This is a genomic window from Rhodoblastus acidophilus (assembly GCF_009720655.1).
In the GTDB taxonomy this organism is placed as follows: domain Bacteria; phylum Pseudomonadota; class Alphaproteobacteria; order Rhizobiales; family Beijerinckiaceae; genus Rhodoblastus; species Rhodoblastus acidophilus_A.
The window spans coordinates 258,016-275,822 of record NZ_WNKS01000004.1; the positions used below are offsets into that span (position 1 = coordinate 258,016).

Annotated in this window: 17 protein-coding genes and 1 pseudogene; 13 read left to right on the forward strand and 5 right to left on the reverse strand. The window is 64.1% G+C overall.

Annotated features, from left to right (window positions below; all coding sequences use genetic code 11):
* Window positions 1-22 precede the first annotated feature (22 nt).
* The 7 genes from dapF (at window position 23) to GJ654_RS07480 (ending at window position 6,189) form a co-directional block, all read left to right on the forward strand.
* Window positions 23-907: a diaminopimelate epimerase gene (gene dapF, locus GJ654_RS07450; protein WP_155445500.1), complete on the forward strand. Its 885-nt coding sequence runs from the start codon at window positions 23-25 to the stop codon at window positions 905-907.
* Window positions 900-2,159, forward strand: coding sequence for a tRNA (N(6)-L-threonylcarbamoyladenosine(37)-C(2))-methylthiotransferase MtaB (gene mtaB, locus GJ654_RS07455; protein WP_155445501.1), 1,260 nt, complete (start codon window positions 900-902; stop codon window positions 2,157-2,159). The genes dapF and mtaB overlap by 8 nt, the downstream gene beginning before the upstream one ends.
* Window positions 2,160-2,300: 141 nt before the next feature.
* Window positions 2,301-3,323 carry a hypothetical protein gene (locus GJ654_RS07460; protein WP_155445502.1) on the forward strand — a complete coding sequence of 341 codons (1,023 nt, stop codon included), beginning with the start codon at window positions 2,301-2,303 and terminating at the stop codon, window positions 3,321-3,323.
* A 65-nt stretch (window positions 3,324-3,388) separates the two neighbouring features.
* Window positions 3,389-3,655 (forward strand): hypothetical protein, encoded by a 267-nt coding sequence (locus GJ654_RS07465; protein WP_155445503.1) that lies wholly within the window; start codon window positions 3,389-3,391, stop codon window positions 3,653-3,655.
* A gap of 165 nt (window positions 3,656-3,820) precedes the next feature.
* Window positions 3,821-4,360 carry an iron transporter gene (locus GJ654_RS07470; protein WP_155445504.1) on the forward strand — a complete coding sequence of 180 codons (540 nt, stop codon included), beginning with the start codon at window positions 3,821-3,823 and terminating at the stop codon, window positions 4,358-4,360.
* A gap of 46 nt (window positions 4,361-4,406) precedes the next feature.
* Window positions 4,407-4,754, forward strand: a complete 348-nt coding sequence (locus GJ654_RS07475; RefSeq protein WP_246664645.1) for a cupredoxin domain-containing protein — start codon at window positions 4,407-4,409, stop codon at window positions 4,752-4,754.
* Between the two features lie 34 nt (window positions 4,755-4,788).
* Window positions 4,789-6,189: a 4Fe-4S binding protein gene (locus GJ654_RS07480; RefSeq protein WP_425540377.1), complete on the forward strand. Its 1,401-nt coding sequence runs from the start codon at window positions 4,789-4,791 to the stop codon at window positions 6,187-6,189.
* Here GJ654_RS07480 and GJ654_RS07485 read toward each other — a convergent pair whose 3' ends face one another.
* The 4 genes from GJ654_RS07485 to cysD all read right to left on the reverse strand — a co-directional run bounded on the left by GJ654_RS07485 (window position 6,190) and on the right by cysD (window position 12,237).
* On the reverse strand, window positions 6,190-7,308 hold the full coding sequence (locus tag GJ654_RS07485) for a glycosyltransferase family 2 protein (protein WP_155445507.1): 1,119 nt from the start codon (window positions 7,306-7,308) through the stop codon (window positions 6,190-6,192).
* A gap of 184 nt (window positions 7,309-7,492) precedes the next feature.
* Window positions 7,493-9,220, reverse strand: coding sequence for an ATP-binding protein (locus GJ654_RS07490; RefSeq protein WP_155445508.1), 1,728 nt, complete (start codon window positions 9,218-9,220; stop codon window positions 7,493-7,495).
* A gap of 264 nt (window positions 9,221-9,484) precedes the next feature.
* The gene (gene cysN / locus GJ654_RS07495) at window positions 9,485-11,335 is read right to left on the reverse strand and encodes a sulfate adenylyltransferase subunit CysN (RefSeq protein WP_155445509.1); all 1,851 of its coding nucleotides are present in this window, start codon (window positions 11,333-11,335) and stop codon (window positions 9,485-9,487) included.
* Window positions 11,335-12,237 (reverse strand): sulfate adenylyltransferase subunit CysD, encoded by a 903-nt coding sequence (gene cysD / locus GJ654_RS07500; RefSeq protein WP_155445510.1) that lies wholly within the window; start codon window positions 12,235-12,237, stop codon window positions 11,335-11,337. Before cysD ends, cysN begins: the two co-directional genes overlap by 1 nt.
* 91 nt (window positions 12,238-12,328) lie before the next feature.
* Between cysD and cysQ the strand changes: the two genes are divergently transcribed.
* The 6 genes and pseudogenes from cysQ to GJ654_RS07530 all read left to right on the forward strand — a co-directional run.
* Window positions 12,329-13,129: a 3'(2'),5'-bisphosphate nucleotidase CysQ gene (gene cysQ / locus GJ654_RS07505; protein ID WP_155445511.1), complete on the forward strand. Its 801-nt coding sequence runs from the start codon at window positions 12,329-12,331 to the stop codon at window positions 13,127-13,129.
* A 227-nt stretch (window positions 13,130-13,356) separates the two neighbouring features.
* Complete coding sequence (rfbC, locus tag GJ654_RS07510) at window positions 13,357-13,911, forward strand: dTDP-4-dehydrorhamnose 3,5-epimerase (protein ID WP_155445512.1); 555 nt, start codon at window positions 13,357-13,359, stop codon at window positions 13,909-13,911.
* A 13-nt stretch (window positions 13,912-13,924) separates the two neighbouring features.
* A complete protein-coding gene (rfbA, locus tag GJ654_RS07515; RefSeq protein ID WP_155445513.1) occupies window positions 13,925-14,797 on the forward strand; it encodes a glucose-1-phosphate thymidylyltransferase RfbA in 873 nt (290 codons plus the stop codon).
* Between the two features lie 10 nt (window positions 14,798-14,807).
* Window positions 14,808-15,860 (forward strand): dTDP-glucose 4,6-dehydratase, encoded by a 1,053-nt coding sequence (rfbB, locus tag GJ654_RS07520; protein WP_155445514.1) that lies wholly within the window; start codon window positions 14,808-14,810, stop codon window positions 15,858-15,860.
* A complete protein-coding gene (gene rfbD, locus GJ654_RS07525; protein WP_155445515.1) occupies window positions 15,857-16,756 on the forward strand; it encodes a dTDP-4-dehydrorhamnose reductase in 900 nt (299 codons plus the stop codon). Before rfbB ends, rfbD begins: the two co-directional genes overlap by 4 nt.
* Window positions 16,757-16,921: 165 nt before the next feature.
* A pseudogene (locus GJ654_RS07530) lies at window positions 16,922-17,095 on the forward strand (transposase); the annotation flags it as partial.
* 282 nt (window positions 17,096-17,377) lie between these two features.
* Here the strand turns inward: GJ654_RS07530 and GJ654_RS07535 are convergent.
* Window positions 17,378-17,807: transposase (locus GJ654_RS07535; RefSeq protein ID WP_210350812.1), on the reverse strand; the 430-nt coding region annotated here is incomplete at its 5' end.

Consider the following 17,807-nt stretch of genomic DNA (forward strand, 5'->3'; position numbering starts at 1 on the left):
CGGACATGAATGGCGGGCAAGCATGGATCAGGCGCCTCTTACCGCTTTTGCGGAAAATCCTTTGGTCGGGCGCGAGATTCACAAGATGAACGGCGCCGGCAACGCCATCCTTGTCCTCGACCTGCGCGGCGCCGGTTTTCTCCCCCGCGCGGAAGACGCTCGCGCCCTGGCGCGGGCGCCGGGGCTCGCCTATGACCAGTTGATGGTTTTGGGCGATCCTTCCGAGCCCGGCGAGACCGCGTTCATGACCATTTTCAACCAGGATGGCTCGCTTTCGGCGTCCTGCGGCAATGGCACGCGCTGCGTCGCGCATTATCTCGCCGAAAGGACCGGAGCGACCCAATTGCGCCTCGCCACCTCCGCCGGTCGGCTGGAGGTTGTTCGCGAAGGCGCGCTGTCCTACACCGTTGACATGGGGCCGCCGCGTCTGGGCTGGCAAGACATTCCGCTGGCGCGCGACGTGGATACGACCGCGGTCGAATTGGGCCATTTTGGTCTCCCGCCCGCCTCTTGCGTCAGCATGGGCAATCCGCACGCCATTTTCTTCGTCGAGGAGATTGAGGCTTTTAACCTCGCAGTGATCGGCCCGCGCCTGGAGCATGATCCGATGTTTCCGCAGCGCGCCAATATTTCGTTGGCGCAGCCGCTGACCGCCGATCATATCCGTCTAAAGGTGTGGGAGAGGGGGACGGGGCTGACGCTGGCCTGCGGCACCGCCGCCTGCGCCACCGGGGTTGCCGCCGCGCGCGCGGGTTTGTCGGGACGTCGCACAAAAATTTCGCTTCCCGGGGGCGATCTGCTCATTCATTGGCGTGAGGCCGACGACCACGTCGAAATGACCGGTCCGGTCGAAGTCGAGTTTTCGCAAAAACTCGACGCCGCCATCTTCGCGGGTAAAAATGGCTGATGACGCCCGGGACGGCCCCGAGATCGTCACCTTCGGCTGCCGTCTCAACATGGTCGAATCCGAAGTCGTCCGGTCGCTGGCCGCGCAGGGCGCCGAAAAAGGCGTTGTGATCGTCAACACCTGCGCGGTCACCGCCGAGGCGATGCGCCAGGCGCGGCAGGCGATCCGCCGCATTGCGCGGGAACAACCGGACGCGCGCATCGTCGTCACCGGTTGCGCCGCGCAGATCGAGCCAAAAATTTTTGCCGACATGCCCGAGGTGGCGCATGTGCTTGGCAATGCCGAAAAAACCATCGCCGCCAGTTGGGACCATTTTGCTTCGCGCGAAAACGTCGGCGCGATCTCCGAGGTGCGTCGCGGCAATGCGCCGGCGCCGCTGCTTTCGGCGCTCGAAGGCCACACCCGCGCCTTCCTCGCCGTGCAGAACGGCTGCGACCATTCCTGCACCTTTTGCGTGATTCCGCAGGGGCGCGGTCCCTCGCGCTCCGTCGCCGAGGACGAGGTCTTGGCGCAGGCGCGCCGGTTCGTGGAGACGGGCCATAAGGAGTTGGTGCTCACCGGCGTCGATCTGACCTCCTGGGGCGGCGACCTCCCGGGAGCGCCAAAGCTGGGGCGTCTCGTACGGCGGCTGTTGCGCGAGCTGCCCAAACTGCCGCGCCTGCGGTTGTCGTCGATCGATTGCATTGAGGCCGACGACGATCTCACCGCCGCCTTCGCGGAGGAAGAGCGGCTCACCCCCTATTTGCACCTGTCGCTGCAATCCGGCGACGACCTCGTCCTCAAACGCATGAAGCGGCGCCACAGCCGGGCCCAGGCCGTGGACTTTTGCGCGCGCTTGCGCGAAAAACGGCCCGAAATGGCCTTCGGCGCCGATCTGATCGCTGGATTTCCCACGGAAGACGACGCGGCTGCCGCACGCAGCCTTGCGCTGGTCGAGGACTGCGGTCTGGCCTTCCTCCACGTCTTTCCGTTTTCCGCGCGGCCGGGAACGCCTGCGGCGCGGATGAAGCCGGTTCCGTCGGCCCTCGTCAAGGCGCGCGCCAAAACCCTGCGCGCCGAGGGGGACAGGGTTTTGGCGCGCCATCTGGAGAAACAGGTGGGGCGGCGCGTCAAAATTCTCTCCGAGCGCGGCGGGGCGGGGCGGGCCGACGATTTTACCGCCGCGAAGACGCCCGGTGTCGAGCCCGGCCGCTTGTTCGAAGCCGATGTGATCGGCTTTTCGGAAGGGTCCCTCGACCTCAAGCTGTCCTGATCCGGACCTTGCTCCGCCCAAAACGGCGCCTAACGCCGGATTCATCATGAATCCAGAAGCTTGGCCCTCGGTAACCAGACTTCCGCTCCTTCGGCGCACATTTCGGAGGTTCGGAGCGCGCTCGTGGCGCGAAGGGGACCGATGGCGGACAGCACCACTTTTCACGACGACAACGCCCCATTTCTTGTCCGGGAGACGCCGCGCCGTCGTTTGGGCGAGCGCTCCGATATCGACGCCCTGCGCCAGAGGGTGCGCGATCTCGGCGTCGATCTCAGACACAACTGGAACGACCCCCCGCCCCAATATTTCGCGGACGGCAGGCGTCCTTCGGCCCAGCCATCGGCGGGGCGGGCGCCGGAGCCTCGCGGCGTGACCGTCGCCGACGCTTCTCTTCGCGAGGCGCCGGCGCAGGCGAGGGGAGAGGAAGCTCTCGCCTTCGCCATGAACGTGGCTCAATCGGCGCTCGGCGTCCTTTCCGCGAGACGCGGGCTGGCGCTCAAGAGTCTGCTTGGCGTCCTGCTCGCCCTGGGGACGGCAGGTCTGTTGCGCGATTGGCCGCTGGTCGGCGACGCCCCTGTCGCGCTGGTCCCTCCGGCGGCCTGGGTTGAGATCTCAAAACCCTATCCGCTGTTCGAACTGCTCGCCCCGAGTCTTGGCCAGCCCGTTTATACGGCGCGACGTCATGCGCCGGGCGGCGGACGGGAGGACGTCCTGACCTTCGGGCAATTCGGCGGCGCCAAGCCCTTTCTGCGCCTGAACGTCTATCGGCAGGGCGACGAGGATGTTGCCGATGCGGGCTATTTCGTCGACATGGCGCGCCGCGCCGCCGCATCGGGCCTCGGCGTCCTGCAAGCGGAACTGCCTCAGGCGTTGTCCACCCGATTTGGCGACTTCGAGTCGGGAGCCGTGGAGCTTTCCGGGTCAGGGAACGTGAAGCGCGGCAATTGCCGCGGTTTTCGGCTTGCGCTCGAAAAACCCGCCTTGACCATGGGCGGCTTGATGTGCGGCGCCGGCGACGAAAAGCTCGGCCTCGCCGATCTGGCCTGCGTCCTCGACCGGCTCGATCTCGTCGCGGCGGGCCAGGACCGCGAACTCGCCGATTTCTTCGGCGCGGCGGGGGTTCGAAAAAGCCGTGCCTGCACGGACACGGCGCGAAGAAAATGACGAGCGTCGGCTATCGTTTGACCGTTGGAAGCAGTAGAATTGAGCATTCGCAGCAGGAGTGTCCCATGCGCATTTCCGTTTTTGTCGTGGCGGTGGCCGTCGCCAGCCTGGGCGCTTCCGCCGCCTTGGCGCAAAGCCACCAGATCGAAGTGAAAAAACACCGCAGTTTCCTTGACGCCGGTAATGTCGTCCCCGTGGGATCGCAAAACCTTTATGTCGTGGACAGCGCGCGGCTGAATTATGCCGCGCCCGGCGGCGCGGCCCGGCGCGACGAGCTCCACCAGGGGTTGCTGCCGGCGCCCGGCGACCCCATCGGTTGGACCCCGCGCTGAACGCTTCGGCCCCCGTCAGAAACCCCGCCCTTTCAGGCGGGGTTTTTTTGTTGGGGGCGCCATCGTCATCAGATTAGAAAACCTCTAAACTGCCGAAAATCTTTTGCGCCGACGGCTCCGCTCGCGGAAATTGCCGGCATGGAATTTTGGACTGGAGCCTGTCGCATGCGCAAAATTTTCTCCTCCGCCGCTGTCGCGGTCCTCGTTTTTGGAGGCGCCGCGTCCGCCAAGGAATATCCTGTCGGGAAAAAGCAGCAGCTCGGCGGCATGGAGGTCGGCGCCGTCTATCTCCAGCCCATCGAAATGGACCCGCCCGGCATGATGCGCGCGGCCAAGGACTCCGACGTGCATTTGGAGGCCGACATTCACGCCTCCAAAGGCAATCCCAACGGTTTCGCCGAAGGCGACTGGATTCCCTATCTCGCCATCGGCTTCGAGCTGACCAAGCTGGACGACGGCCAGACGGTCAAGGGGGATTTCATGCCCATGGTCGCCAATGACGGCCCGCATTACGGCGAAAACGTCAAAATGTTCGGTCCCGGCAAATACAAGCTGACGCTCACGATTTCGCCGCCGAACTCCTCCATGCACAACCATTTCGGTCGCCACACCGACAAGGAGACGGGCGTGGGCGAATGGTTCAAGCCGCTGACGGCGGTGTACGAGTTTACTTTTGCCGGCATCGGCAAGAAGGGCGGCTATTGATTGGCCTGCATCCTGCTTGCGGATGAGGCGTGAACGGAGGGTGACGATGCGGGCGACGGGACTGGGGCTGGCTTTGGTTTGCGGCTTGCTGGCGCCGTTGTTGTTTTTCGCGCCCGCGCGCGCGGCGGAGGAGCCGACGTTTCGCATCGAGTTCAACGACGGCGCGATCACGCCGGGGCGGCTGGAAGTGCCGGCCAACACGCGCTTCCGCCTTGAGCTGAAGAATATCGGCAAGACGCCGGCCGAATTCGAAAGCAAGGAGTTGAAGAAGGAAAAGGTCTTGGCGGCGGACTCCGAGTCCGTCCTGGTGTTCCGCACGCTCGATCCCGGAGAATATCCGTTCTTCGACGATTTCCACCCCGACGCGCCCCCGGCGATCCTTGTGGCGAAATGAGCCCCGCATGAATATGGCGATCCGCGAGCCAGACGTGACATCGGCGCCAGCGCCAAGAGGCGCCGCCGCCCGCGCGCTCGCCGGTTTCGGCGATGTCTTGATGCGCCATCAGGCTCTGATCCGCCGCGTGCAGTGGATCGTTGTTGGCTTCTACCTGCTGCTGGTCGCGGTTCCCGCCTTCCTGCCGCTGCCCGAATCACACGCCCATATCTGGAACAACCTCACTCTGTTTGCCCAGTTCGCCTTCTGGGGCGTGTGGTGGCCGTTCGTGCTGCTATCCATGGTTCTCGTCGGCCGGGTCTGGTGCGGCGTGTTCTGTCCGGAAGGCGCGTTGACCGAGTTGGCGAGCGAACACGGCCGCGGCGGCTCGCTGCCGCACTGGCTGTCGTGGAAGGGCTGGCCGTTCCTCGCCTTCGTCCTCACCACCATCTACGGGCAGATGGTCAGCGTCTATCAATATGCCGCGCCGGCCCTGCTGGTGCTCGGCGGCTCGACCGTGGCCGCCATGATCGTGGGGTATCTCTGGGGCCGCTCGAAGCGGGTTTGGTGCCGCTATCTCTGCCCGGTTTCCGGGGTGTTTGGCCTTCTGTCAAAACTCGCGCCGATCCATTTCAAGGTGGATGAGCGGGCTTGGCATGCCCACAACCAGAGCGGCGCCCCCACGCCAAAGCTGAATTGCGCGCCGCTGGTGCCGGTCAAGATCATGAAGGGGGCGAGCGCCTGCCACATGTGCGGCCGCTGCTCCGGCTTCAAAGATTCCGTCGCCCTGTCGATCCGCGCGCCGGGCAGCGAGATCGTCCATGTCGCGGGCAAAACCCCTCGTCCCTGGGAGACGGCGCTGATCGTGTTCGGGCTGATGGGGGTGGCGGTGGGCGCGTTCCATTGGTCGGCGAGCCCCTGGTATGTTGCGCTCAAACAACTCGCGGCGGAAAAACTGGTGGACGTTGGCGCGGTGTGGATGCTCCAGCCGCTCGCCCCCTGGTGGCTGCTCACCAATTATCCCGACCAGAACGACACCATGTCGCTGCTCGACGGCGCCATGCTGCTTGCCTATGTCGCCGGGACCGCCGCCGTGATGGGCGGGTTTCTCCTTGCCTGCCTCGGACTCGCCGCCCGCGCCATCGGCCCGGCCAAAACTTCGGCGCGGCTGCACCATTTCGCCCAATGCCTGATTCCCGTGGCGGCTTGCGGCGTGTTCCTCGGACTGTCCGCCCTGACCGTGACCCTGCTCAAGCAGGAGGGGGTTCGCTTGGCCTTTGTCCCGCAAATCCGCGCGTTCCTGTTGGCCGGCGCCGGGCTTTGGGCCGTCGGCCTTGCGTGGCGGGTGAGCGGCCTCTACGCCGCCGCGCCGCGCCGGCTCGTCGCCATGGTCCCGATGCTCGCCGCCATCGGCGCCGGCGTCGGCGCCTGGATCATGCTGTTCTGGATCTGGTAGTCAGCCGGCCTTCGCGGCTTTCCGCGCCCTGCGTGTCTCCAGCCGCCATAGCCAGCCGACCAGCTTCCAGGCCAGGGACTTTTTGATTGCCGCCAACTCGCCGCCGGCCGCGGCCCGGTCGCGCTCAGCCTGCGCTCGTGCGGCGCGCAAGTCCCGCAAGCCGCGCAGCGCGCCCGGCGCCGACTCCCACAGCAGCGGGTCTGTTTCAGCGCCCTGCGGCAAGAGCCGGGTTTCCTCCAGGAGCGCGCCCGTGGCGAGCAGCGCCAATTGCTCCGCTTCGCCGCGCGTATCGGCCAACAAGTAAAGCGTCGGCAGCAGCGGGAACGCCCAATTGACCTGCAGTCCGCCAAAAAGTTGGGCCCCGGCCGAGGCGTCGCGCAGGTCGACCTTGTCGCGCCGCAAGGCCGAGGCGCAGACAAAGGCGTTTTCGACCACATGCGCCCAGCGGTCAGTCTCCAAAATCGTGTTCGAGCCATGGATGCGATAGCTGAGCAGTTTTTCCGTGATCCGGCGCAGGTTGAAGCGCGCCGACGCGCGCAACGCCCAATCCCAGTCATGGGCATAGCGCAGCGCCCGGAAAGGCCCGATCGCGTCATACACCGATCGCGAAAAAAAGAAGTTGGAGGTGGTGATGGCGATATTGCCGCACCACAGGCCATAAACGTCCGGCTTGCCTGCCGAAAGCCGGCAGACCATGTCGTAATATTCGGTGTAGCCGCTGCCGGGCGCGAAACTCACGCCATTCTCATCCACCAGGTTCAGCGCCGATATGCCGAAGAACGGCGCCTCGCCGGCCGCTTCGACAAAAGCGGCCAGCCGGTTCGGCGCATAGACATCGTCGGAATTCAGGATGGAGATGAACGCGCCGGTCGAAGCCGCGATGGCTTCGTTGAGGGTTTCGTGCGCGCCCCGATTCTCCCGATGCGACGCCTTCACGCGGGGATCGTGGCCGTAGCGCTCCATGATGAACTCGTAGGAGCCATCGCGCGAGCCGTCGTCGATCACGACGATTTCGAAATGCGGATAGGTCTGGTCGAGCACGCTGTCGATGGCCCTCCCGACATATTTCACGTGGTTGAAGGAGGGAATGACGACGCTGACCAGGGCGCGATCCTGCATGATGCTATCTACTCCACGTCAACCGGCCAGCACTTCCTGAGGACGGCGCTTTTGCAACTTGATCCGCCGCGCTTAATCGAACCGTGACACCGAGGCAAGGAAGGGTTTTCGCGCCGGTCCCGCCGGCGTGGTCGAGCGGCGGATCGGCGTCAGTGCAAGAGACTGCGGGATTGGAGAAGCCTGCTCAAGGATATGCAGGGGTGGCGCTGACGGTCTCCGCGCCAAGCTCACTCAGAGTGCTGACCAGCGCCGAGAGGTCCACGGGTTTGGTCAAAAATCCTTGCATGCCCGCGAGCAGCGCGGCCTCACGGTCGTCGTCGAACGCATTGGCGGTCAGCGCCAGGATCGGCACGGGCTTTTCGAACCGCGCCTGTTCGATCGCGCGTATCATTTTCGCCGCGGACAAGCCGTCGAGCCTGGGCATGCGCAGGTCCATGAGAACGGCGGTGAAGCGCGGGATCAGGCCGTCAAGGCTGCTCTCGAGGAGCGTGACGGCTTCCGCGCCGTCGTGCGCGCGAAGCAAACTGGCGCCGAGCTTGCCGAGTTGCCGTTCGACGAGCAGCGCGTTGACGTCATTGTCCTCCGCCAGCAAGAAGTGTTTTCCCGAGAGGAGGGGGGGCGGACTTTCCGCCTTCCTCGCTTCGCCCTCGTTCCCTCGGCCGGCGGCGTGGACAAGTTTTTTTGCGACGGATTCCAGGCGCACCGGCTTCACCAGCCAGCCGTCAAAATGCTTCAGCATGGCCTCGCCGAAGGCGCGGCGCTCCAAAGGCGAGAATTGCAGCACGCGCTGGCAGTCTGGAAAATTTCGCGACAGGGCCGAGAGATCGCCAATGATCTTTTCGCCGAGCGAGCAATCGAAAATGACGATTTCGAATTTTTGGGCGAGCATCGACGCCGCGCCCGCCTGGTCGCGCGCGACATGCGTTTGCGCGCCCTCGTCGGCGAGGCGGCGGGCCAGATAGTCGCCGCCAAACGGCGCATCGCCGACGATCAGGACGCGTCGCTCCTGGAGCCGTCGCCCGATCTCGCGCGGCGAAAACTTGCCGCGCTCCAGGGGGATTTCGAAGCAGAACTGCGATCCCCGCGGTCCCGAGCTTTCGAGCCACAGCTTGCCGCCCATCTGTTCGACAATCCGGCGCGAAATCGCCAGCCCCAGGCCGGCGCCCTCGTGGCGCCGGCTCGAGGAGCCGTCGCCCTGTTCGAAATCCTGGAAAATCGCCGCGCGCTGCGACTCGCGGACGCCCGGCCCGGTGTCGCGGATGGAAAAACGCAGCCGACCCTCGGAGCCTGAGCCGACTTCCAGCGCGACACCGCCGCTTTCGGTGAATTTGACCGCGTTGCCGACGAGGTTGATGAGGACTTGCCGCAACCGGCCGGAGTCGCCGATCACCAGTCTTGGCGCCTCCCTGTCGACAAAACTGCATATCTCCAGGCCTTTGTCCTGCGCGCGCGGCGCCAAAAGCTCCACGGCGCCTTCGATGAGGGCGGGCAAGTCGAACTCGGCGGGCCTCAGCTCCAGTTTTCCGGCTTCCAGCCGGGAGAAATCGAGGATGTCGTTGATGAGCGACGACAGGGCGTCGCCGGATGCGCGGATCGCGGCGAGGTAGGAATCCTGTTCGGCGTTCAGGGGCGTGGCCGCCAGAAGCTCCGCCAGCCCGAGAATGCCGTTGAGCGGCGTTCTGAACTCATGGCTGACGGTGGCGAGGAAGCGCGACTTGGCTTCGCTCGCGGCTTCGGCCTTGTCGCGCGCGGCGGCGGCGGATTTCAGCTCCCAGACTTCGTCCTGGGCGGCTTCGAGCCGCTGTTCCGCGGCGTGGAGCCGCGATGCGCAGCGCCGAAGCTTTTCGCCCAGAAAGAGCGCCACGCCTGCGAGCAGGGCTGCGAGGAATGGAAGTGCGATCGAATGAGCCATGAGCGTCGCATTTTGGCGGCCGCAAGTATGCGGTCGTCAGTCTTAGGCTTGCGGTATCAAGATTTTCTTACCAGCAGGGGGCGGACGCCAGCGCTTCGGAGGAGGGATGAGAAAATCCCGCCCGAAAGCCGGCGGCATGGGTCACCCGCGCTCAAGCCAAGTCGCGACGTGGCATGGGCGGCCAGGCCGAAGACGCCGGCGCGTTTTTTCTGGAGGGCGGCGATCGAACAGACCGGTGGGTCGATCGTCGCCTCCGGTCGATTTTTACCCCAGCGCGAAAAAACCGCGCCCATCCATCCAGGCGATGATCGCGTCCGCCGCCTGCTCGGGGGTCGCGCCATCCCCGCCGATGACGATTTCCGGCGCTTCCGGCCGCTCGTATGCCTGGTCGACGCCGGTGAAATTCTTGATCTGTCCGGTCAGCGCCTTCTTGTACAAGCCCTTGGGGTCCCGGGCGATACAATCCGCAAGCGGCGTGTCGACGAAAATCTCGACGAATTCGCCTGTTTCGACGAGATCGCGGACCAGCCGGCGCTCTGCGGCGAAGGGCGAGATGAACGAGCACAGGACAATCAGGCCGGATTCGACCATCAGCTTCGCGACCTCGCCGACGCGGCGGATGTTTTCGACGCGGTCGACTTCGGTAAAGCCCAGATCCTTGTTCAGCCCGTGGCGGACATTGTCGCCATCGAGAAGAATGGTGTGGGCGCGCCGTTGCAGCAGCTTGGCCTCGAGGGCGTTCGCAATGGTCGATTTTCCGGCGCCCGACAGGCCGGTGAACCAGAGAATGCCCGGTTTCTGGTGCTTGAGGATGGAGCGCTTGGCCTTGTCGAGGGTGAGCGCCTGGAGATGCACGTTGCTGGCGCGCCGCAGGGCGAATGCGATGACGCCGGCCGCCGCGACGCTGTTGGTGGCGCGGTCGACGAGGATGAAAGCGCCGGTGGTGCGGTTGTCCGCATAGGCGTCGAAGGCGATCGGTTTTGACAGCGCGAGGTTGCAGAGGCCGATCTCGTTGAGATGAAGTGTCTTGGCCGCCGCCTGCGCCTGCGTTTCGACATCGACCCTGTGCTTGATCTCGGTGACGCTGGCGGGAATGACGGCGCCGCCGCATTTCAGCAGATACGAGCGTCCCGGAAAAAGCTGCTCCTCGCTCATCCAGATCAGATGCGCCGCGAACTGGTCGGCGACATCGGGCCGGTTGAGTGGGTCGCATAGCAGGTCGCCGCGCGAGGCGTCGATCTCGTCGGCGAACACCAGGGTGACGGAGTCAGGCGCTTCGGCGCGCTCCAGGTCGCCGTCCATGGTGACGATGCGGGCGACGCGCGTCTTTTTCCCCGAGGCGGCGACGACGATTTCGTCGTCCCTGGCGATGCTCCCGGAGGCGAGCGTTCCCGCCATGCCGCGAAAGTCGAGATTGGGACGGTTGACCCATTGGACGGGGAAACGCAGCGGACGGTGGGCCGTGGCTTCCTCGACATCGGCCTGCTCCAGGAAACTTAGGAGGTCCGGCCCCTTGTACCAGCTCATGTGCGCGGAAGCGCCGGAGACATTGTCGCCGCGCCGCGCCGAAAGCGGAATGGGCGTGACCGTCGCGAAATTCAGCGTGGCGCTCGCAGCCCTGAAATCCGCGACAACGCGCTCGAACACGGCCTGGTCGTAGTCGACGAGGTCCATCTTGTTGACCGCGAGCACCACGTGGCGGATGCCCAGCAGCGACACGATGTTGGCGTGTCGGTGGGTCTGGACCAGAAGGCCTTTTCGCGCGTCCACCAGGAGGATGGCGAGGTCGCAGTTGGAGGCGCCGGTCGCCATGTTGCGGGTATATTGCTCGTGGCCAGGGCAGTCGGCGACGATGAACGAACGATTTGCCGTCGAGAAATAGCGGTAGGCGACGTCGATGGTGATTCCTTGTTCGCGCTCGGCCTCAAGGCCGTCGACCAGGAGCGCGAAATCCACCTCCTCGCCCGTCGTGCCGAATTTTTTCGAATCGCGCTCCAGGCTGGCGAGCGTGTCGTCGAAGATCAGGCTGCGCTCGTAAAGCAGGCGTCCGATGAGGGTGGACTTGCCGTCGTCGACCGAACCGCAGGTGAGAAAACGCAAAGTGGGCAGCGGCATCAGAAATAACCCTCGCGCTTCTTCTTTTCCATGGAGCCGGATTCGTCGAAATCGATAAGACGGCCCTGGCGTTCGGAGGTTTTGGACGCGCGCATTTCCGCGATAATGTCTTCGAGCGCGGCGGCTTCGGACTCGATGGCCCCGGTGAGCGGATAGCAGCCGAGGGTGCGAAAGCGCACCTGGCGCATTTCCGGCGTCTCCTGAGCCTTCAACGGCAGCCTTTCGTCATCCACCATGATCAGCGCGCCGTCTCTGCGCACGACCGGGCGCGGCTTGGCGAAATAGAGCGGAACGACGGGAATGTTTTCGGCGGCGATATAGTCCCACACGTCCAGTTCGGTCCAGTTCGACAGCGGAAAGACGCGCATCGACTCGCCCGGCTGGATGCGGGTGTCGAACACGCGCCACAGTTCCGGCCGCTGGTTCTTGGGGTCCCAGCCGTGCGCGGCGTTGCGGTGGGAAAAGATGCGCTCCTTGGCGCGGCTCTTTTCCTCGTCGCGGCGGGCGCCGCCAAAGGCCGCGTCGAACTTCCACTTGTCCAGCGCCTGGCGCAGTCCTTCGGTCTTCATCACCTGCGTATGGACCGACGAACCCGACGCCACCGGAGAGACGCCCCGCGCGACCCCTTCCTGGTTCACGTGAACCAGCAGGTCCATGCCCACCCGCGCCGCGGTCTCGTCGCGGAAGGCGATCATTTCGCGAAATTTCCAGGTGGTGTCGACGTGGAGCAGTGGAAAGGGCGGTTTGGCCGGATAAAAGGCCTTGAGCGCCAGATGCAGCATCACGCTCGAATCCTTGCCGATCGAATAGAGCATGACCGGATTGGAAAACTCCGCCACGGTCTCGCGGAGGATGAAAATGGACTCGGCTTCCAGACGCCGCAAATGTTCACTTAAAACCATTGAATGTGTCGATCTCCGCAACAAGCCTTAGACAAACCGCGCGTAGCGTATAGAAAGCTGGAATTTGCGATTTTAGCAAGACGGAGCCCGCATGGCCGACGTTCAGACTTTTTCACTCGATTTCCCCGCGATCGCCGATCTCTTCGTTACGACCGCCCTGGAGGCGGGCGCCGCGATTCTTCCCTATTGGCGCAAGGACGCGGACGCGCAGGCGAAAGCCGACGGCAGCCCGGTCACGGCGGCCGATCTCGCGGCCAACAGCGTCATTCTCTCCCGGCTGGCGGACGCCCTGCCGCAAATCTCCGTAGTTTCCGAAGAGGCCGAGACGCCCGAGGCCGCAGCCGAGGCCGACGTGTTCATCCTGGTCGATCCGCTTGACGGCACCAAGGAATTCTTGAAGGGAGCGGAAGAGTTCACCGTCAACATCGCGCTGGTCGAGCGCGGCGCGCCGGTATGCGGCGTGGTGTTCGCGCCGGCCCAGGGACGCCTCTGGGTCGGCTGCGAAACCCGCGCCCGCGCCGGCGTCCTGCCCGTGGGCGTCGTCGATCCCGAACGCATCGTTTGGACGGAGATCGGCTGCCGGAAGGCGCCGGAGAAACTCATCGCCGTGGTCAGCCGCTCACATCTCGACAAGGAGACGCAAGACTGGCTCGCGCGTCACGACTGCGGCGCCGCGCCCTCGGGCTCGTCGATAAAATTCTGTCTGGTCGCGGAGGGGGCGGCCGATGTCTATCCGCGTTTCGGCCGCACCATGGAATGGGACACCGCCGCCGGCGACGCGGTTTTGCGCGCGGCTGGCGGGCGCATGGAAACAGTGTCGGGCGCGCCGTTTGCCTATGGCAAGAGCGATGAGGGCTACGCCAATCCCGGTTTTGTCGCCCGAGGCAGGTGAGCGGGGCCCGGGAGATGGCCTTGTTGTTGCGAGCTTCGCGAGCTTGTGGGCGCCAGGGATGATCTTTTCGACGCTCTGCGAGCGACAGCATCGTTCAATTCGGGTGTCGAGAGTTACGTAAAGGCAACAGCGGCGATTGACTGAGATCAATAATCTCCCTAATTGCTTAGGGGTCACACTTATGCTTGGCTATATCCGTTCGATGTGAGCCGGGTTGGAAGCAGCACATGCAGTCCCAGACATTTGAAATTGCCGGTCCCGTTCTGCTCACCCCGAAGAAAATTGGTGATGAGCGCGGTTTTTTCTCCGAAACCTATAATGAGCGTCTCGCTTCGCCGCTGATCGGTTGCCAAAAATTCGTCCAGGACAATCAGTCGCTGTCGAAGCCGGCGGGCACGCTGCGCGGCCTGCATTTCCAAATCGACCCGATGGCGCAGGGCAAGCTGGTGCGCGTGGTGCGCGGCGCCATTTATGACGTCGCCATCGATCTCCGCCGCTCGTCCCCGACCTACGGCCGCCACATCGCTGCGACGCTGAGCGCCGAAAACTGGCGGCAATTGTGGATTCCCGTCGGTTTCGCCCACGGCTTCTGCACGCTCGAACCCGACACGGAAGTGGTCTACAAGGTCACGGAATATTATTCGCCCGAATGCGACCGCGGCTTGGCTTTCGATGACCCCGCGCTCGCCATCGACTGGCCCAGGTTTGCGCACGACTATTTGCTGTCTCCCAAGGATCGGACGCACCCCAGGCTTTGCGACCTTCCGGATTGTTTCGTTTGAGGAGCTTTTTTAGATGAAGGGCATTGTTCTGGCCGGCGGTTCAGGCACGCGGCTGCATCCGGCGACGCTGGCGATCAACAAGCAATTGCTGCCGATCTACGACAAGCCGATGATCTACTATCCGATCTCGGTGCTGATGCTCGCCGGCATTCGCGAGATCCTGATCATTTCCTCGCCCGAATATATCGACAATTACCGGCGCCTGTTCGGCTCCGGCGAGCAATTCGGCGTGCAGATCTCCTACAAGGTCCAACCGCGGCCCGAAGGGCTGGCGCAGGCTTTTGTTCTCGGAGCGGACTTCGTCGGGACGGACCCGGTCTGCCTGGTGCTCGGCGACAACATCTTTTTCGGCGCGGGGCTGAGCGCCGCGCTCAAGCGCGCCCGCGACCGGGACGCCGGCGCCACCGTGTTCGGCTATCACGTTGAAGATCCAGAGCGTTATGGCGTCGTCACCATCGACGCCGAGGGGCGGCCTGTCGCCATTGTCGAAAAGCCTGAAAATCCCGAATCCCCCTGGGCGGTGACCGGACTGTATTTCTACGACAACCAGGTCGTGGACATCGCCGCAAACCTCAAACCCTCGGTGCGCGGTGAACTTGAGATCACCGACGTCAACCGCGTCTATATGCAAAGGGGCGCGCTGCACGTGGAGCGTCTGTCGCGCGGCTATGCCTGGTTCGATACCGGCACCCACGACAGCCTTCTGGAGGCGAGCGAATTCGTCCAGGTCATCCAGAAGCGGCAGGGCATACAGGTCGCCTGCCTTGAGGAAATCGCCTATCTCAACGGGTTCATCGGCCGCGACCAGTTGATCGCGCGCGGCGAATTGTTCGGCAAGACCCCCTACGGGCGCTTCCTGCTGCGCATCGCCGAAGACGGGTTGTGAGGAGACGTCAATGCGGATTCTTGTGACGGGCGGCGCGGGGTTCATTGGCTCGGCGGTCTGCCGCTATCTGGTGGGCGAGGGCGCGCAAGTGCTCAATGTCGATAAGTTGACCTACGCCGGCAATCTGGAGTCGCTGCGCGACATCGCGGGCAATCCGAACTATCACTTTTTGAAAGCCGACATTTGCGATCGCGCCGCCATGGACGCGGCCTTCGAAAATTTCCGGCCTGACGGGGTGATGCATCTCGCCGCCGAAAGCCATGTCGACCGGTCGATCACCGGCGCCGGCGATTTCGTCACGACCAATGTCGTTGGCAGTTTCACCTTGCTCGAAGCGGCGCGCGCCTATTGGGGCGGGCTGCCGGCGCCGCAACGAGACGTTTTTCGCTTTCTGCACGTCTCCACCGATGAGGTTTACGGGTCGCTCGGGCCGGACGGACTCTTCGAAGAAACCACGCCCTACGATCCGTCCTCGCCCTATTCGGCGTCGAAGGCGGCGTCCGATCATCTGGCCATCGCCTGGGGCCGCACCTATGGCCTGCCGGTGGTGATTTCCAACTGCTCGAACAATTACGGGCCCTATCATTTTCCGGAAAAGCTCATTCCGCTGGTCATCCTCAACGCGCTGCACGGCAAGAAACTGCCGGTCTACGGCGACGGGTCGAACGTGCGCGACTGGCTCTATGTCGAGGACCACGCCCGCGCCCTGCTGACAATCCTTACGCTGGGACGGGTTGGCGAGAAATACAACGTGGGCGGGCGCAACGAGCGCCGCAACATCGACATCGTCCGGCGCATTTGCGACATCCTCGACCGCGCCCGTCCGGGGGCGGAAAGCCGCCAAAACCTGATCACCTTCGTCACGGATCGACCCGGGCACGACCATCGCTACGCCATCGACGCGACCAAGCTGGAGACCGAACTCGGCTGGCGCGCGAAAGAGAATTTTGACACTGGCATCGAGAAAACGGTGGCGTGGTATCTCGACAATGAATGGTGGTGGCGGCCGCTGCGTGACAAAGTCTACGCTGGCGAGCGGCTCGGGTTGGTGACGGCGCCATGAGGCTGGTCGTCACCGGGCGGGACGGGCAGGTCACCCGCGCGCTGCAGGCGCTTGCCGGTCCTGATTTGGAAATTGTGGCGCTGGGCCGGGACAAATTCGATCTTGCCGCCGAGAGCGACCCGACCCCTGTGTTCGCCGCCGCGCGTCCGGACGCGATCGTCAACGCCGGCGCCTATACGGCGGTGGACAAGGCGGAGAGCGAGCGGGAGCTGGCCTTCGCCATTAACGGACGCGGGGCCGGTCGTGTGGCGCGCGCCGCCGCCGCGTTGAACATCCCGATCATTCAGATTTCCACGGATTACGTGTTCGACGGGTCCGGCGAGAGACCTTGGCGGGAGGATGATCCGGTGGGGCCGCTCGGGGTGTACGGGGCGTCGAAACGCGCCGGCGAGGAGGCGGTCGCGGCGGCGACGCCGAACCATTCGATCTTGCGCACATCCTGGGTCTATGCGCCCTGGGGGGCGAATTTTGTGAAAACCATGCTGCGGCTCGCGGAGTCTCGGCCCGAACTGCGGGTGGTCGCCGACCAGCATGGCGCGCCGACTTCCGCGCTCGACATCGCCGAAGGGGTGGTCGCCGTGGCGCGCAACCTCGTCGCGCGGCCGAAGGACTCAGCCTTGCGCGGCGTCTTCCACATGGCCGCGCAGGGCGAGGCGACCTGGGCGGATTTCGCCCGCGAAATTTTCGCCCAATCTTTTTCGCGCGGGGGGCCGTGCGCCAATGTCGTGTCGATTCCGACAAGCGACTATCCCACGCCGGCGAAGCGGCCGCTGAACTCGCGATTGTCCATCGAAAAACTCGCTGAGGCCCATGGCGTGCGCCTGCCGCACTGGCGCGACGGGCTGACACGGGTCATGCACGAATTGGAACAGGCCGCCGGGCGCCCTCGGCAATAGGCGTCTTACGCCATTGATGCACGTCCGCAATCGCCGCGCGGCTTAGGGATGGCGCGGTCACCCAGCGTAGTTCCAAGGCCAAGTCTCCGCCTGTTTGCAGGCGCCGCAAATTGAACCGCGCCGGGTTTGCCGGAGGCTCCAACTCCCAAGTAGGATGGAGCCGTCATGAGCAATACGACCAATAAATTTTCACCTGAGGTTCGGGCCAGCGCGGTTCGGATGGTTTTGGAACACGAGGGCGATCACGCCTCGCGCTGGGCGGCGATGTCATCGATTGCCGCCAAGATCGGCTGCCGGCCGCACACCCTGCGGGAATGGGTTAGCAAGGCGGAAGTCGACAAGAGCTATGCGGAAATTTGGGTGACGGCGTGAATCAAGCGGCGGATTTGGTTTCGGACGCAGCTTCGATTCAGTCGCGGAACTTTACGCTGCTGATTATTTTCGGCAACAGAGCTGGCGCCGGTTGTCTGAACAGTTTCCCGCCAATGATAAGTGGTTTTCTGCCGGGTTTCGTTTGTTGCGGGCACCGTGGTGTTGGGTGTGATGCAGGGAGGGCGTAGCCCGACCGTAGTCGCATCCAACACCACGGCTGCGGAAAAAAATCATACGGTTTCCGTTTGATCACTTCGGTTTTACGATTTCGGGCCACCAGTGAAATCCAGTTCGGCTTTTGATGGTGTCGCGTTCGTTTGCGAGCGCGACGCATCTCGATGCGATGATCTCGTTCAGCTGTTGGATGTTGGCGGCGTGCTTGTTGATGATCGGCTCATCGACGAGCGCCCATAGCGTCTCCGCCGGCTGGAGTTCGGGCGTATAGGGCGGAAGAAAGACCAGGCGTACGCCTTCGGGGAGGTTCAACCCCGCTTCAGTGTGCCAGCCGGCGTTGTCGAGGACGAGAACGATCGTCCGCTCGCGGCCAGCGTTGGCCTCGCGGGCGAACGTGGCGAGCAACGCCTCGAAGAACGGCTTATACCAAGTCTCGCTGATCAGAACCCATGCGCCCAATCGCGGAGTCCGATGGACATGATGCGCCACGGTTGGTCGACGAGCT